Origin of the sequence: Paenibacillus puerhi (genome assembly GCF_009846885.1) — a bacterium.
GTDB classification, from domain to species: Bacteria; Bacillota; Bacilli; order Paenibacillales; family NBRC-103111; genus Paenibacillus_G; species Paenibacillus_G puerhi.
In genome coordinates, this window is sequence record NZ_WUWM01000018.1 from 109,743 (window position 1) to 124,911 (window position 15,169).

The window sequence follows — 15,169 nt, forward strand, 5'->3', positions numbered from 1 at the left end:
TTTCGTTTGTCCGGGCGATGACGGCGTGCTGATGACCGGAGGGAAACGAGAGGAAGCCGCCGGACATCGCCCTAGCCGATAGACCGGCTTTCCCTCACACCGAGATGAAGGGAGCAGGGGATACGATGACCAAACGCAAAAATTCCGATGCGGAAACGACCGCAGCGGGGGAAGCAGAGAGGGCGGCGGCTCATAGAGTGCCGGTCTCTGCGGCTGTACGCTACTCCAAGGGGCAGCTGCTGGACTCGCGGCAATACTCGCGGCTGGATAAGGATGTGCTGACGGCGCTGCTGGAGGAAGAGGGTTTGTACACGCAAGAAGACGCGCGGGCGTTGATCGAACAATTTATGAAGAGGGCGGTGCTGTAAATGGCAGGTGGAACATGGACAACGCAAAACAAGGTGCGACCGGGTGTATACATTAATTTCGCGGGGGAAGGCAAGGCGGCAGGGGCCGTGAGCGAGCGGGGAATTGTGACGCTGGCGCTCCCCCTTAGCTGGGGCCCGTCCCGCAAGGTGACGGCTATCGCAGCCGGGGACAACGTGCGTGAGCTGCTCGGCTATGACCTCACGGCTCCCCAGCTGGTGCTGGTGAAGGAGGCGCTCAAGCGTGCGAAGACGCTGCTGCTGTACCGGCTGAACGATGGCGTGAAGGCATCCGCCACTGTCGCGGCACTGACCGTTACGGCTGCATACAGCGGACTGCGCGGCAACGATCTGTCCGTCGTCATCCAGCCGAATGTAGACGATACAGCTCAATTTGACGTCCGCACCTTGGTGGCGGGACAGGTAGTGGATAGCCAGACGGTGGCGGATATCGCCGGTCTTCAGCCTAACGGCTGGGTAGCCTTCAGCGGTACGGGCGCCCTGACGGCGACAGCCGGTACGCCGCTCGCCGGCGGCACTGACGGAGTGGTCACGAACCAGGATCACGCGGATTACCTCGGCGCCGTGGAGGTGCATGACTTCCATACGCTGGCTCTCGTATCAAGCGATGCGTCGCTCAAATCCGTATACGCCGCTTTCATCAAGCGGCTGCGCGATGCGGAGGGACGCAAGGTCAAGGGCGTACTGGAGAATTATCCGGCGGCCGATCATGAAGGCATCATCAGCGTGAAGAACGGGGTCGTCCTTGCCGATGGAACTGTGCTGAATGCCCAGAAGGCGACCGTGTGGGTAGCTGCGGCGACGGCGGGCGCTCTGATGAACCAATCGCTGACGTACCAGGCGTACGAGGATGCGGCCGATGTGGACACTCGTTATACGAATGCGCAGATCGAAGCGGCGCTGCAAAACGGTGAATTCGTCTTCGTACCGGGCAGCGGCACCGCGATCGTCGAGCAGGATATCAATACGTTCAAGAGCTTCACGCCGACGAAGGGCCGCGCCTTTGCCAAAAACCGCGTCATGCGGGTGCTGGATGGCATCGCGGACGATTTCAAGCGGATCTTCGAGTCCTATTATATCGGCAAGGTGGACAATCATGCGGATGGCCGCAATTTGTTCCGCAAGGAGTGCATCGCCTACCTCGACACGCTGCAGAGCATCGGGGCGATCCAGCAGTTTGACGCGCAGACGGATATTGTGGTGCTGCAGGGCGAGGAATCGGACGGCGTCTATGTCGAGCTGAACGTGCAGCCGGTTGATTCCATCGAAAAAATCTACATGAAAGTGACGGTGAAGTAACATGGCATTTTTGGAGGCGAGAAATACGATCAGCGGGCAAGAAGGCCGCGCTTATGCGACGATCGGCGGGCAAGTATTCGAGATGTTCTATGTGAAGAAGCTCGAAGCCAAGGTGGAGAAGGAGAAGGCGGAGATCAAGACGCTAGGCCGCCGGGGCACGCAGCATAAGGCCAAGGGCTGGAAAGGCTCAGGCAGCATGACCATCTACTACGTGACCTCCAAATTCCGGGAGCTGATGCTCGGCTACATCAAGACCGGCGTGGACACGTACTTCGACATTATGGTCGTCAACGAATCCCCTGCCTCGACGATCGGCAATCAGACGGTTGTCGTGAAGGGCGTCAATCTGGACAGCGTCATTATGGCATCCCTGGATACGGAGGCGGAGGTGCTCGAAGAGGAAATCGCATTCACCTTCGAGGATGTCGAGGTGCTGAATGCGTTCACGGCTCCGCAGCTGCAGAGCTAATCGGACGGCTCGCTTGATGAGAGAGTTCATGAGGTCAGGAAGAAGAAGGGGAGGCGGCAAGAATGAGTGATTTAACCGTGTTTTTTGCGCAAAATGTAATCGGCGAGGTGACGGAGGACTACGTCGTTTCCGAGCGCTTCAAGGACAAGGACGGCCAGCCTATCGCTTGGAGGCTGCGCAGCATGACCGAGGCGGAGAATGAGGATTGCCGCAAGGCGGCCACCCGCCGCATCAAGGGCAAGAACGGCTCGTACTCGACAGAAACGAGTCCCGAGGAATATATGGCCCGGCTGGCGGTAGCAAGCGTCGTCTTCCCCAGTCTCCGCGATGCGGAGCTGCAGAAGTCATACGGCGTTATGGGCGCCGAAACGCTGCTGCGCAAAATGCTGCTGCCGGGCGAGTACACCTCGTTGATCCAGCGGGTGCAGGAGCTAAACGGCTTCGATCAGGATATGAGCGAGCTGGTGGACGAAGTAAAAAACTAATCAACGAGGGCGACGGTATGGCGAACTATGCGTACTACGCCCTCCATGAGCTTCATATCCTGCCTCATGTGCTGGTCGCCATGTCCAGACGCGAGCAAGCGGCCATCTATGCGATGATCGATATCCGCGTAGAGACCGAAAAGCGGGAGCGCACGAGGAGAAAGTAACGCCATTCGGCCGTCTGAGGCTGCGGAGCGGTCCTTCAGGCGGCTGTGGATGGCGGGGAAGGGAGGAAAGAAGAAGTCATGGCTACCATATCCGCAAGTATGCGCATGTTTCAATATACGAGAACGGCTGTCAGTTTGTCGGGGAAAGCGGGCAGCGGCCTTGTGGCAATGGCTGCACAGTTTCAGTTGGTGCTTCAAGCCCATGTCAACGTTCAAGTTTATATGCCGGAATCCACTCAGAAAATAATCATGATCATGGGACAGTTCGATCCCTTTGAGCAGCGTTCCCGGAAGCCAATAGATATAACTCCGGAGCCGATCGCGCTTCCGGCCGGTCCTGAGCAGTCGGCGCTTCCGGCTGGCCCTAAGCAGTTGGCGCTCACGGCTGGTCCGCCGGGGGTGGCCCTTCCATCAGCATTCATTAAGCGGGAGAATTTGTTGAGACAGCAAATGGCCGTATGGGGCCGGCACTTACTCACTCAGCTGGGCAGCACGATGAAAAAAGTAACGGAAACCGTCAAAGCATCACTGGCAAAAATGAAACAGGATGCACGCCAAGCGTTCGCATTTATTTCCTCTCAGCTTTCAGCGCTGGGCTCAAAATTCGCGGCAAAGGCATCTACGATGAATTTTCAGCCTTTTTTAGAGCTTGGTCAAAGGGCGTTGACTGGCGCAATGGAGCAAGATCAGCTCAAGCAACAATTTATCGCGCGTACGGGGGATCAGCAGACAGGTACGGATCTGTTTCACAAATTTAAGGCTGATGCAGCCAGTAGCGGGCAGGACGTAGCGGACTATCTGAAGGGCACCCTGTCCAATTTCGATAGAACCCGGAATACGGCCGAGATGAAGCAATTGAATGATTTCGCTTCCCAGCTGAGCCTCTTCGATGGAAGTGGGAAGGGCTACGCCCAAGCTATTGCCGCTGTAGGCGCCGCTTATCGGGGGGACGTTTCGTCCTTGGCCAAGGAGTACGGCTTGTCCCAATCGGAGATGCAATCGATGAAGCTGGGGGAGCTGGGTAAGGCCGGGGACATGGAGGGTTTTTCTTCGGCATTGGCTCGATTGCTCCAGGAACGGGGGATTACGGGTGATTCAGCAGAAGCTATGCGCAACACCCCGCTTCATCAGTTTAATGCTTTGAAAACGAAGGGAGAACAATCGCTAGCCAATGCGGGAACGATGGCGCTGGATGCTCTCCAGCCGCTGCTGACTCAGCTAAACAGCCTGTTTGATAGCGGCCATATTCAAGTCTGGTTCGCAAGCCTCGGAGCGGCGTTGTCTTATTTTGCGCAGCTGGCCGGGACTGCTATGGAGTGGATTAACAATCATTGGTCCACCTTTCAAAATATGCTGGTAGCTGTAGGGTTGACCATCGCAGCGCTGGCTGTGATTTGGCTCGTATCCTGGTTAGCCGGGATGTGGCCGATATTCGCTATCGCGGCTGGCATAGCCTTGCTGCTGCAGGTGCTGGGCTTCTTTGGAGTGACGACGGAGCAAGTGCTTGGAGTCGTGACGGGCGTCTTTTATGGATTATTTGCTTTTCTTCATAATAACTTTGCTTATTTGTGGAATGTGGTGGTGGCCGTTGCCGAGTTTTTCGCCAATGTGTTTAGCGAGCCTGCTTATGCTATTGAGAAGCTGTTTTATGATTTGTTTTCCAATGTAGATGAATTCGCGCTCAACATGCTGCTTGGTGTAGTGAAGGGCATTGACTGGCTGCTTGAAAAAATAAATACGGTTTTTGGGACGGATCTCAAGCTGATTGGCGATATAAGCTCCTCGTTTCCCCCTGTCCGAAAAGCGCCGCAAAAGCCAAGTTCCGACATAAAGGATTTTTCCAGCCACAAAATGAAGCAAATGAACCTGGCGGACGCCTTTACGAAAGGAACCAATACCATGTCGGACCTTGTAGGCAAAGTGAACAAGTTTGGAGGTCAATTGATCCCGGACACATCCGGCTGGAGCAAGAGCGCCAAGATCGACCGCGTCGACGAAGTCGGCAAAATCAAAGACAACGTGAAGGTTGGGGGAGAAGTCGATATCGCGAGCGAAGACCTCAAGCTGCTGAGGGAGCTGGCGGATATCCGCTCCATCCAAAACTTCGTGACGCTCACGCCGACGGTGCAGGTGGAGACCGGGGATATCAAGAGCGCTTCCGACGTGGACGAGCTGGTTCGCAAAATTACCGACTCTCTCCAGGATGAATTCGCACGGACGGCGGGAGGGGTGTATGCGTGAGGGTACCTTACGGCATTTTTCTGGGTTGGAATAATGCGGAGTCTTGGTTCCGTCTGCCGGTCAATCCCGAGGCGCTGGAGATCAAGCAGAGCGGGGAGGGACGGACCTACGATATCGTCGGACTCGGGGAGATCAATGCGATCCAAGCTCCCCGGCTAAGGGAGATCAGCTTCTCGGGGATATTTCCGTCTGCGCCTTACCCTTATGTACAAGTGGGGACGGAGGAGCTGCGGCCCCCGCTCTGGTATGTGGAACGCCTGACTGAGTGGATGCAGAGCAAGCGGCCGATCCGCCTCGTAGTTGCCGGTTCTCAGACGGAGCTCGTCGACGGACAACTGACGGGCGTTCAGCTGAATTCGCCTGTCAGCATCGAGCGCTTCGATTGGAAGGAATCGGCTCTGGGCGGCGGCGATGTGGAGTATGAGCTGGCACTCAAAGCTTATGTATTCTATGCGGCCAAAAAGGTCCATGTCATAACGGACCCTCAGCAGGGGGGAGCGGTGGTTGAAGAGGCAGGCCCGCTTCGTGCGAATGATCGTGTCGTACCGACTGTCTATACGATGGGGCAGGGCGAGAGTCTGTGGTCTATTGCCGCCAAGCTGCTGGGCAACGGGGCGAGGTATGGCGAGATTCAGGCGCTGAACGGAATCAGCGACGCCGAGCTGAGGAGTCTTCCGGCGGGTCGGGAGCTGAAGCTGCCGGGGGAGGACTCGTATGTTTGAGATTCTGATCGATAACCGCGACGGCAACGTATGGGATGTGTCTGACTTGACCGAGGAGCTGACCTGGAAAACAAGCCGGATCGCCAAGCCGTCAAGTGTGGATCTGACCCTGATCCAGGGAGCCTTGTACCAAAGTTCCGCCTTCAAGCTGGAGCCTGGCGCCATCGTGCGCATCAGGCGGGGAGAGACGCCGGTTTTCTATGGCTATGTGTTCGCAATCGAGCAAAGCACGACGGAGCAAGTGAAGCTGACGGCCTACGATCAGCTGCGGTATTGGCTGGGAAGCGATACGTATGTGTTTGCCAACGTAACGGCGACGGAGGTGATCAAGCGGATTGCCGGAGATTTGGGCATGAGGACGGGCGAGCTTCAGGATACGAAGTACGTGATTCCCTCGATGGTCGAGGACGGTCAGAAGCTGCTGGACATCGCGCTCAAGGCGCTGGACCTCACGCTGATCGCGGGGCAGGGCAACTATATGCTATATGACGATTTCGGAGCGCTGACGCTGCGGGATATGAACGTGCTGAAGCTGTTCTTCTCGATCGGCGACGGGAGCCTGCTCTACGACTACAGCTACAAGCGTTCCATCGACGAGGAGACGTATAACCGGGTCAAGCTGGTGCGGGACAATAAGGAAACGCAATCCCGCGATGTGTACATCGAGCAGGACAGCGCCAATATGGCGAAGTGGGGCAGGCTTCAGTTGTACCACAAGGCGGACGACAACATGAACGAGGCTCAGCTCGTGGAGCTGCTCGGCAATCTGATGGCCCGGCACAACCGGGAGCAGCGGACGCTTAGTCTGGATGCGCTGGGAGATATCCGGGTGCGTGCCGGTTATTATGTGTTCATTTTCCTCGCGGAGCTTGGTTTGGAAAAGCCGTTCCTGGTGGAAGAATGTACGCATAAATTCGCAGGCGGCGAGCACACGATGAATCTGGAATTGAAGGTGATAGCATGAGCGTAAGCCGAATGCTGGATGTAATCAAGAAAGCAAGCCTGGGCGCCGTCGATGCGGGTCAGCCGGTCGCGGTGCTGTTCGGCACGGTGGTCAGCGTCGATCCGCTCGAGGTGAGCGTGGACGAACGATTTCGCCTCCCGGAGGAGCTGCTGCTGGTGCCCGAGGGCATGCGCAGACAGGAGCTGTCGCTGGCCGGGCAAACCTTGGTGATCCGCGAGGGATTGTATGCGGGGGATCGGCTGCTGCTGCTGAGGCTGCAAGGCGGGGGGCAGTTCGTCGTGCTGGATCGGATGGTGTCGCCATGATCCCGCAGGGCGGTGTGTTACACGGAGACGTGACGCTGCGCCGGGTGAAGCATCCGAGTCGTACGTACGCGCTTGACTTGCCGGGACTCGGGGCGGAGACCGGCCTGATTGACGGTCGCGAAGCTGTGCGGCAGATGGTATTTAAAATACTCAATACCGAAAGATTTGACCATGCGATCTACAGCTTCGACTACGGGAGCGAGTTCAGGTCTCTGCTCGGCGGGGACCCGCTGCTCGTCCGTTCCGAGCTGACCAGGCGGATCAAGGAAGCTTTGCTGCAGGATGACCGGGTGCGCGCTATTGAGGATATGCGTATCGTGCTGAGGGACAATCAGGCGGAGGTGTCTTTCACGGTAGTGTCGGATTACGGCAGCCTGGGAATAACGAAAGAGGTGACGAGACTTGTATGAACAGCAAACCTATGAAGCGATTCTGCGGCGAATGCTGGACCGGGTGCCTGCCGACGTAGATAAGCGTCAGGGGAGTATGATCTTCGATGCGCTGGCTCCCGCCGCCGCCGAGCTGGCCCAGGCATATATCGACCTAGAGGGTAATCTGAAGCTCGGCTTCGCCGGAACCTCGAGCGGGGAGTGGCTGGAGCGGCGTACGGAAGAGCGCGGCGTCGTACGCCGGGCCGCGACTAAGGCGGTCAGAAGCGGAACGTTCAATGTAGCGGTCGGCGCGGGAGCCAGGTTTTATGCAGGCGGTATGTTTTTCAAGGCGCTGGAGGCAGGCACGCATGTACGGCTGGAGGCGGAGCTTCCGGGTACGGCGGGCAATATGCCTCTCGGCGCGATGCAGCCGGTGGAGCTTGTGCCCGGACTTAGAACGGCGATGCTGGGGGCGGTGCTGATCCCAGGCGAAGAGGCGGAGAGCGACGGCGCGCTGCTGCAGCGCTACAAGCAGCAGACGATGCGGCCGGCAACGAGCGGGAACAAGTCCCATTACCTGGAATGGGCGGGTGAAGTTCCCGGGGTGGGTGCGGCTAAAGTATTTCCGCTATGGGACGGACCGGGGACGGTGAAGGTTGTCGTCGTCGATGCGACGTATGCCCCGGCCTCACCCGTACTGGTACAAGAGGTGCAGCAATATATCGATCCGGGGCAAACTGGGGCGGGCGAGGGGAAAGCGCCGATCGGCGCGGCGGTCACTGTGGTCAGCGCTGCAGCCAAGCCGGTTGGGGTGGCAGCGACGGTCGTACTGGCCCAAGGCTATACGCTTCAGCAGGTGACGGCGGCCTTTTCGACATCAATGGCAGCTTTTCTGAAGGAGATTGCTTTCGCGGACTCCTATGTTTCCATCGCCCGGGTAGGCACACTGCTGCTGGAGACGCCGGGTGTTGTCGATTATAGCGCACTCAAGCTGAACGGCGGGTCCGGGAACGTAGCGCTGTCCGTGGAAGAAATTCCGGTACCCGGCACTATGAGTCTGGGGGTGTAAGGCATGGCTTATCCAAATGGAATTGACCGGTTCAGCGACAAGCTGAATAAGCGCGGCGACGGCGGGATTTATGTGATCGAGGAGGAGCTCAGGACTGTTAATGGTAGGTATGAGGGCCCGCTCGCTCACGACAACATCGTTAACAGCAGCATTCAGGTGTATACCGGGCCGCGGTTTACAGGGGAACAGGTGTTGAACGTTGTCATCTCCGTACCTGCGGAAATGCCTTGGCGGCGTGAACTGCGGGCGTTCAGTACGGCCCCGGCGATCTATGTCACGTACGAGACGCCGGGGGACACCGTGGAGGCTGACGATGTTAATGTACTTCAGTCGGGGCTAACTGCGACTCAGACCGAGTTGGAACGTTACAAGGAAGCTAACGACTCCAGGGTTCTGTCTGCGGAAGACCGGCTGACGGCTGTCGAGAGCACCAAGGCCAATAAGACGTATGTCGATACCCAATTGACGACCAAAGCCGACAAAACGACGACTTACACCAAAGCCGAAACCGATCAGCGTATTCAAGCGGTTGTCGGTGCAGCCCCAGCTGCTTTGGATACGCTGCAGGAGCTTGGCGCCGCCTTGAATAACGACCCTAACTTTGCGGCTACGATCACCACGCAGTTGGCGGCCAAGGTAGACAAGGTGACGGGCAAGCAGCTGAGCACGGAGGATTACACGACAGCGGAGAAGTCGAAGCTGGCCGGAGTGGCGGCCGGAGCGAATGCATATGTGCATCCGTCGAGTCACCCGCCGTCGATCATCGCGCAGGATGCGAGCAATCGGTTCGTCACCGACGCGGAGAAGGCGTCGTGGAGCGCTAAGGCGTCGACGGCTGGGGCGACGGCTAGCGTGAGCGGGCTGATGAGCGCAGCGGACAAGGCGAAGCTGGACGGCGTTGCGGTGGGAGCGAATGCGTATGTGCATCCGTCGAGCCATCCGCCGTCGATCATCGAACAGGATGCGAGCAACCGGTTCGTCACGGACGCGGAGAAGGCGGCGTGGAACGCTAAGGCGTCGACGGCTGCGGCGACGGCTAGTGTGAGCGGGCTGATGAGCGCAGCGGATAAGGCGAAGCTGGATGGCGTTGCGGCGGGAGCGAATGCGTATGTTCATCCTGGCGGCGACGGTAATCTGCACGTGCCGGTGACGGGCACGACGAGCGGCGGCAAGGTGCTGAAGGCGGGCGCAGCGGCGGGCAGCGTGGCGTGGGGCGTGGTGGACTGGACGGAGCTGACGGGTAAGCCGTCTTCGTATGCATCAGCGGCTCACACGCATGCGGCGGATGAAGTGACGGAAAGCGCTACGAAGCGGTTCGTCACGGACGCGGAGAAGGCGGCGTGGACGGCGAAGGCATCGACGGCCGCGGCGACGGCTAGCGTGAGCGGGCTGATGAGCGCAGCGGATAAGGCGAAGCTGGATGGCATTGCGGCGGGAGCGAATGCGTATGTGCATCCCGGCGGTGACGGTAATCTGCACGTGCCGGTGACGGGCACGACGAACGGCGGTAAGGTGCTGAAGGCAGGCGCAACGGCGGGCAGCGCCGCGTGGGGTGTGGTGGATTGGACGGAGCTAACGGGTAAACCTGCGTCTTTTGCTCCGGCCGCTCACGAGCATGCTCGATTACAGCGCACGGATGATCGGACTATCAAGCCTGCTGGCACAGCGAAAGGATTTCTTGGCCTGTACTTTACATCGCTAGGCGGATTGAATGGCGCTTCCGGCGATTCCCAATATCAGGACATGGTCGTGCTGAATACACACACCGATCCAAGCGGAGGTAAGGTAAACGCGCTCGTTTTCGATAAAAACACCATGAAAATAGGACACTACCAGGCTGCACAGGGTGACGGGACGTGGGGTACGCCGAGAGAACTCGCTTACGCGGCCAATGTGATGCCCAAAGGGCCGCTCACCTGGAATCAGCTGAAGGGGGTGTAGCCGGTGGCCTATGGACAAATGCTGTACCGTACGTTGCAGTTCGGTGAAGAAGCAACTGATCGAGATGAAGCTCTCGAATTCAAACGAGATTTAATGGCCTACCTGCCGGACTACTACAAGGACAGCCACCAGATGAATGCGCTGCAAGCTACTGCGGGAGAGGAAGTAAGTGAATTCCGCTATCGCGTCGACGAGCAGTTGGACCAGCTGTTTTTGGATACGGCCACGTGGGGACTCGTCCTTTGGGAATCGGAGCTCGGCTTAGATACTGAGCGTACTCAATCTTACGAGTGGCGTAGGGAAATGCTTCGCGCCAAGCTGCGCGGGACGGGCACGACCACGAGACAGATGATCATCGAGGCGGCTGCGGCCTTCTCAGGCGGAGAGGTTGATGTCGCAGACCACCCGGAGGAGGCGCGATTCGAGATTCATTTTATAGGCGTGAAGGGAATTCCGGCGAATATGGCAGGGTTCATTCGACTGCTCGAAGAGATCAAGCCGGCGCACCTGAGCTATTCGTTCGAATACACGTATTCCGTCTGGAATGCGTTGAAACAGCTGACTTGGCAGCAGGCCCAGTCCAAGACATGGGCTCAATTACGAACATTTACAGGAGTGTGAGGGCATGCAAACAACACCCAACTTAGGCTTGAAAAAACCGGAGGGCACCGATGTCGTCGATATTGCAGATCTTAATGGCAATATGAACGTGCTGGACGCCGAGGTTGTGAAGAAAGCCTCTACGACAACGGACGGACGCATGAGCAAGGAGGATTTCACGAAGCTGGCCGGCATCGCGGCGGGGGCGAATAATTATGTGCATCCGGCTACGCATCCGGCGTCTGTCATTGTACAGGATGCGAGCAACCGGTTTGTGACCGATGCGGAGAAGGCGGGGTGGAATGCTAAAGCGTCGACTGCTGTTGCGACTACGAGTGCGAATGGGCTTATGTCGGCAGGGGATAAGGGTAAGCTGGATAGTGCGGTGCCTACCAAGACGACGGCGGAAATTACGTACTATGTAAGGACGGACGGCAACGACAACAATGCGGGGACAGCCAATACAGCAGCTGGCGCATTTAGGACGATCCAGAAGGCAGTAAACTCCGTCCCACAAATCGTAAATCATACTGTCACAATTAATGTTGCGGCGGGGACATATTCAGAAGATGTTATCCTACGAAATTTTATTACTGGTGATGTATTTAATGGTTTTATTTTAAAGGCAGCAAATAATAATCAAAATGCTACTAATGTAAACTCAATAACGTTTAAATATTGCACTGGGCGTGTTGAAGCATCAGGATTTACGGCAACAACAAATAGCCAAGAGGGATTTATTGCACTTTATACGCGAATGTCTGTTTTCACTAATTGCTTTGTTGCTGCACCGTCAGCTTCTGCAGGTATTGCCCTTGTATCATCCGTTGGGAGGGTGCAAGGAGGAGCAGTCTCCAACCGACAAGTTGGCATTATTTCGAACTATTACAGCCATCTATATGTGCAAGATGTAGAAGGATCAGGAAACGAAATAGGAATTTATGCGGCTACTGGCGCTATTTTATGCCCGGGTGGGATAATGCCGAGTGCTACAACACAAGAATTTGTTATGCAAGGTGGTGCGATATTCCCTCTAAATGGCGTCATTAATCCTTGGGGAGATAATACGCATTCTCAACGTTCACATGCTAGAGCAGGCCGCAACGCATCATTGTCATTAGCAAACAACAGTTGGACTAAAGTGGTGTTTGATACAGAGTGGGATGATCAACTAAACGAATATGACCCAACAACCGGACGATTTACTGCGGCTGTAGCAGGAATATATGCTATCGACGCTCGCATTTTGATTACAGCCATGCCTTCCACGTCGGTAATGTATGCGGCAATATATCGCAACAACATTCAAGAACAAGCAAACATCGTGCATACATCTATCGGCAATGCTGATGCAAGTGTATTTGTTAGCGGGCAAGTTGAGTTGGCTGCGGGCGACTATATCGAAGTTTTTGTACTGCAGTTTTCAGGCGGCACTAGGTCAGTTCCTCCAAGCTTGCCTACTTACACGAATTTACAAGTAACACGGATTGCGTAGTAGTCGGGAGCAATTCCAAGAAATATTGCACAAAACTATTGTTATAGGCTTTGATGATGGGAAAACTCCCTACGCCCGGCCGGGCCGAGCAGAAAGGACAAAACGATGTTAATAGACGAGACGAAACAACTCTCTGAGCAACTCACCGGAGTCCGGCTCGACCTGGCCCGGCTGGAGACGAAGCTCGATGCTATCAAGGACTTGACCAAGAAGGTCGAGGAAGTGGACGACCGGGCCAAGGAGGCGCTGCAAAGCACCCGCTCAGCCCACAAGCGGCTGGACAGCCTCAAGGCGGATGAGATCAAGGAGCTCGCCGAGAATCAGACGTGGCTGTGGCGGACCGTCATGGCTGCGCTGATCGCCGGGCTGATCAATTTGCTGTGGAAGGGAGTCGGGTCGTAGCATGGAACAAGCATTTTTTACCTGGGAGGCGCTGTCCGCGATGGGCGGCGCCTCTTTGCTTACTTTCTTCATCGTGCAGTATACGAAGGGGCTGATCGAACGCTTCTTCCCGTGGCCGACCGATTATTATGCGGTGATGGTCGCCTTCGGCGTACTGCTGATAGCGCAGCTGGCTGTAGGAGCAGATGGAACGGACTGGCGGCTGTATGCGCTGACGTTTGCCAACGCCTTCCTGGTCTCCGCTGCTGCGGCCCAGATGCAAAGCAAGTCGCTGCACCCACCGGGAGCTTCGGAGTCTATACTCGCGACGGCTTCACCGGTGCCAAAGCGCGGAGGGCCACAGCCCTCCTCATCGCCCTCGCTTGATGCTCGCAGTGAATGAAGCGCAGCCGATCCAAACAGTACGCTCTACCTAACCCTACTCCATCAGAAAGGAGCCACACTCATGAACCTCACACCCCAAGCTTTTATCGCGATCATTGCACCGTTCGCCGTCAAGCTCCGCGCCGAAGGCTCGCCGATCTTCCCCTCCGTCCGTATCGCGCAGGCGATGCTGGAAACCGGCTGCAGGCTGCACAGTTGGAATAATCTTGTCGGGCTGAAGGCGGGCAGCGGCCTGCCCAATGCGTACTGGAACGGCCGCACCGTCTCCACAAAGACGTGGGAGGTGTATGACGGGGTCCGTCACGACGGCGTGACGGCCAACTGGCGCGCCTACGCTACCATCGAAGATGGCTTCCGCGATCAGGACCTGCTGTTTCTGGCACAGCGGTATACGCGCGTCAGGCAAGCGGCTTCGCCCCAGGCGCAGACGGCTATGCTGCTCGCCTGCGGCTACGCCACCGACCCGCGCTACGCGGACAAGCTGAACGGCCTCATAGCCGCTCATCGGCTAGAGGAGTACGACCGGCAGCCCCTCGCAACGAACAGACCCGATCATTCCAACGACCCCGACTCAGAAAAGGAGGATGTAGTGATGTCCCAACCGATGAAGCTCGAGCCCTGGCAGTGGGAGATGCTGTATGAGGTGCTGGGGAAGGCGTACAATGAGAACCGGCTCGACTGGAGCTGGCTTCAGAAGATCAAGGACCGGACGATGACCGTAACGGAGCTTATCTTTATCAACACCGTGCTGGACGGACGGCTGGATCGCAAGATAGAAGTGTAGTTCGGAAAAAGGGAATCCGGCGAACATGTAGAATACTATGTTCAACCCCATGAAGGTATGGCGAACAGGAAGGAGAGCAGCAAGCCATGAAATCGGTGACGGTTCATGATCTGGTCCAGCGCTTCTCGCTGGAGGTGCTCGCCGGAAGCGAGCATTTACAAGTTGTTATTCCCAAGCAGAGGGCGAACCGCCCGGGATTGGAGTTTGTCGGCTACTTCGATTTTTTCCCGCATGCGCATGTTCAGGTGCTGGGCAGCAAGGAGATCAATTACTTGCACAAGCTCAGTGAGGCAGAGCGCAACCTGCACATCGGCAATATTGTAAAATACCACCCGCCTTGCTTTGTTGTGACCCGCAATCTGGACGGATTGACCTATCTCAAGAAGCATTGCGACGAACAAGGGATTCCGCTGCTCCGTACACCGATGCCGACGGCTCGCTTCGTCGAGCTGATGGACAGCTACCTGGCCAAGGCGCTCGCGCCGGAGATGGCGGTGCATGGCGTCTGCGTCAACGTGTCGGGCATCGGCATTCTGCTGCGCGGCAAGTCCGGCGTCGGCAAGAGCGAGACGGCGCATACGCTGATCCGCCGCGGCCATCGCCTCGTAGCCGACGATATCGTCGTGCTGAAGAAGATCGGGCCGGAGACGATTCTCGGCACGCACAGCGGCAAGACGAAGGAATTTCTTGCTCTGCGAAGCATCGGCTTGGTGAACGTCTCCCGGCTGTATGGCCGGAGCGCCTTCCAGGATGAGACGCGGATTGTGCTCGATATCGAGCTGTCCAAGTGGCAGGACAATGCGCTGAACAATGAGCTGGAGCTTGAGCCAAAGTTCAGCGAATATATGGATATTAAGATTCCGCATATTGAAATTCAACTGCAGCCGGGGCGCGATGTCGCCGGACTCGTGGAGGCAGCGGCCAATAACTGGTATTTGCGTCAGCAGGGCTATAGCGCAGCTGAGGATTTCATGAAGCGTCTGCAAAGCGACGATTAGGCACGGAGCCGATAAGGCCCGTGCCTTTTCTTTTTTGATTTGGCTATCGCCCGCTCTGCTTGTTTTTCACGAAGGAAATCCTTAAGA

At 56.9% G+C, this 15,169-nt stretch carries 18 protein-coding genes; all 18 read left to right on the top strand.

Translation table 11 applies throughout. From position 1 onward, the window contains the following. Positions 1–125: 125 nt before the first annotated feature. The 18 genes from GSF01_RS17285 (at position 126) to hprK (ending at position 15,082) form a co-directional block, all read left to right on the top strand. Positions 126–368, top strand: coding sequence for a hypothetical protein (locus GSF01_RS17285; RefSeq protein WP_159886191.1), 243 nt, complete (start codon positions 126–128; stop codon positions 366–368). Further along, a complete protein-coding gene (locus GSF01_RS17290; protein WP_159886193.1) occupies positions 369–1,685 on the top strand; it encodes a phage tail sheath family protein in 1,317 nt (438 codons plus the stop codon). A 1-nt stretch (position 1,686) separates the two neighbouring features. Further along, entirely contained in the window at positions 1,687–2,154 is a 468-nt protein-coding gene (locus tag GSF01_RS17295; protein ID WP_159886195.1) for a phage tail tube protein, read from the top strand. A gap of 62 nt (positions 2,155–2,216) precedes the next feature. Beyond that, a complete protein-coding gene (locus GSF01_RS17300) occupies positions 2,217–2,639 on the top strand; it encodes a phage tail assembly chaperone (protein WP_159886197.1) in 423 nt (140 codons plus the stop codon). A gap of 17 nt (positions 2,640–2,656) precedes the next feature. After that, the gene (locus GSF01_RS29365) at positions 2,657–2,806 is read left to right on the top strand and encodes a hypothetical protein (protein WP_201305422.1); all 150 of its coding nucleotides are present in this window, start codon (positions 2,657–2,659) and stop codon (positions 2,804–2,806) included. 78 nt (positions 2,807–2,884) lie between these two features. Next, entirely contained in the window at positions 2,885–5,047 is a 2,163-nt protein-coding gene (locus GSF01_RS17305) for a hypothetical protein (RefSeq protein WP_159886199.1), read from the top strand. After that, positions 5,044–5,769 (top strand): LysM peptidoglycan-binding domain-containing protein, encoded by a 726-nt coding sequence (locus tag GSF01_RS17310; protein WP_159886201.1) that lies wholly within the window; start codon positions 5,044–5,046, stop codon positions 5,767–5,769. The genes GSF01_RS17305 and GSF01_RS17310 overlap by 4 nt, the downstream gene beginning before the upstream one ends. Beyond that, the gene (locus GSF01_RS17315; RefSeq protein ID WP_159886203.1) at positions 5,762–6,733 is read left to right on the top strand and encodes an XkdQ/YqbQ family protein; all 972 of its coding nucleotides are present in this window, start codon (positions 5,762–5,764) and stop codon (positions 6,731–6,733) included. Before GSF01_RS17310 ends, GSF01_RS17315 begins: the two co-directional genes overlap by 8 nt. Next, a complete protein-coding gene (locus tag GSF01_RS17320) occupies positions 6,730–7,038 on the top strand; it encodes a DUF2577 domain-containing protein (protein WP_235941566.1) in 309 nt (102 codons plus the stop codon). Before GSF01_RS17315 ends, GSF01_RS17320 begins: the two co-directional genes overlap by 4 nt. Beyond that, positions 7,035–7,448 (top strand): DUF2634 domain-containing protein, encoded by a 414-nt coding sequence (locus GSF01_RS17325; protein WP_159886205.1) that lies wholly within the window; start codon positions 7,035–7,037, stop codon positions 7,446–7,448. Before GSF01_RS17320 ends, GSF01_RS17325 begins: the two co-directional genes overlap by 4 nt. Continuing rightward, on the top strand, positions 7,441–8,478 hold the full coding sequence (locus GSF01_RS17330; protein WP_159886207.1) for a baseplate J/gp47 family protein: 1,038 nt from the start codon (positions 7,441–7,443) through the stop codon (positions 8,476–8,478). Before GSF01_RS17325 ends, GSF01_RS17330 begins: the two co-directional genes overlap by 8 nt. Before the next feature lie 3 nt (positions 8,479–8,481). Continuing rightward, positions 8,482–10,419: a hypothetical protein gene (locus GSF01_RS29370; protein ID WP_201305423.1), complete on the top strand. Its 1,938-nt coding sequence runs from the start codon at positions 8,482–8,484 to the stop codon at positions 10,417–10,419. 3 nt (positions 10,420–10,422) lie between these two features. Further along, positions 10,423–11,040 carry a putative phage tail protein gene (locus GSF01_RS17340; RefSeq protein WP_235941567.1) on the top strand — a complete coding sequence of 206 codons (618 nt, stop codon included), beginning with the start codon at positions 10,423–10,425 and terminating at the stop codon, positions 11,038–11,040. A gap of 4 nt (positions 11,041–11,044) precedes the next feature. Continuing rightward, a complete protein-coding gene (locus GSF01_RS17345; RefSeq protein WP_159886209.1) occupies positions 11,045–12,514 on the top strand; it encodes a C1q-like domain-containing protein in 1,470 nt (489 codons plus the stop codon). Positions 12,515–12,619: 105 nt separating this feature from the next. Then, a complete protein-coding gene (locus GSF01_RS17350) occupies positions 12,620–12,916 on the top strand; it encodes a hemolysin XhlA family protein (protein WP_159886211.1) in 297 nt (98 codons plus the stop codon). 1 nt (position 12,917) lies between these two features. Continuing rightward, positions 12,918–13,298 carry a hypothetical protein gene (locus GSF01_RS17355; protein ID WP_235941568.1) on the top strand — a complete coding sequence of 127 codons (381 nt, stop codon included), beginning with the start codon at positions 12,918–12,920 and terminating at the stop codon, positions 13,296–13,298. Between the two features lie 63 nt (positions 13,299–13,361). Further along, positions 13,362–14,084, top strand: coding sequence for a glycoside hydrolase family 73 protein (locus tag GSF01_RS17360; RefSeq protein ID WP_159886213.1), 723 nt, complete (start codon positions 13,362–13,364; stop codon positions 14,082–14,084). Between the two features lie 86 nt (positions 14,085–14,170). Further along, positions 14,171–15,082 (top strand): HPr(Ser) kinase/phosphatase, encoded by a 912-nt coding sequence (gene hprK, locus GSF01_RS17365; protein WP_159886215.1) that lies wholly within the window; start codon positions 14,171–14,173, stop codon positions 15,080–15,082. Positions 15,083–15,169 lie beyond the last annotated feature (87 nt).

Excerpts from the sequence above, each read along its gene's own strand:
- GSF01_RS17285 (WP_159886191.1), top strand. The coding sequence starts at position 126 with ATGACCAAACGCAAAAATTCCGATGCGGAAACGACCGCAGCGGGGGAA.
- GSF01_RS17290 (WP_159886193.1), top strand. The coding sequence starts at position 369 with ATGGCAGGTGGAACATGGACAACGCAAAACAAGGTGCGACCGGGTGTA.
- GSF01_RS17295 (WP_159886195.1), top strand. The coding sequence starts at position 1,687 with ATGGCATTTTTGGAGGCGAGAAATACGATCAGCGGGCAAGAAGGCCGC.
- GSF01_RS17300 (WP_159886197.1), top strand. The coding sequence starts at position 2,217 with ATGAGTGATTTAACCGTGTTTTTTGCGCAAAATGTAATCGGCGAGGTG.
- GSF01_RS29365 (WP_201305422.1), top strand. The coding sequence starts at position 2,657 with ATGGCGAACTATGCGTACTACGCCCTCCATGAGCTTCATATCCTGCCT.
- GSF01_RS17305 (WP_159886199.1), top strand. The coding sequence starts at position 2,885 with ATGGCTACCATATCCGCAAGTATGCGCATGTTTCAATATACGAGAACG.
- GSF01_RS17315 (WP_159886203.1), top strand. The coding sequence starts at position 5,762 with ATGTTTGAGATTCTGATCGATAACCGCGACGGCAACGTATGGGATGTG.
- GSF01_RS17320 (WP_235941566.1), top strand. The coding sequence starts at position 6,730 with ATGAGCGTAAGCCGAATGCTGGATGTAATCAAGAAAGCAAGCCTGGGC.
- GSF01_RS17325 (WP_159886205.1), top strand. The coding sequence starts at position 7,035 with ATGATCCCGCAGGGCGGTGTGTTACACGGAGACGTGACGCTGCGCCGG.
- GSF01_RS29370 (WP_201305423.1), top strand. The coding sequence starts at position 8,482 with ATGGCTTATCCAAATGGAATTGACCGGTTCAGCGACAAGCTGAATAAG.
- GSF01_RS17345 (WP_159886209.1), top strand. The coding sequence starts at position 11,045 with ATGCAAACAACACCCAACTTAGGCTTGAAAAAACCGGAGGGCACCGAT.
- GSF01_RS17350 (WP_159886211.1), top strand. The coding sequence starts at position 12,620 with ATGTTAATAGACGAGACGAAACAACTCTCTGAGCAACTCACCGGAGTC.
- GSF01_RS17355 (WP_235941568.1), top strand. The coding sequence starts at position 12,918 with ATGGAACAAGCATTTTTTACCTGGGAGGCGCTGTCCGCGATGGGCGGC.
- GSF01_RS17360 (WP_159886213.1), top strand. The coding sequence starts at position 13,362 with ATGAACCTCACACCCCAAGCTTTTATCGCGATCATTGCACCGTTCGCC.
- hprK (WP_159886215.1), top strand. The coding sequence starts at position 14,171 with ATGAAATCGGTGACGGTTCATGATCTGGTCCAGCGCTTCTCGCTGGAG.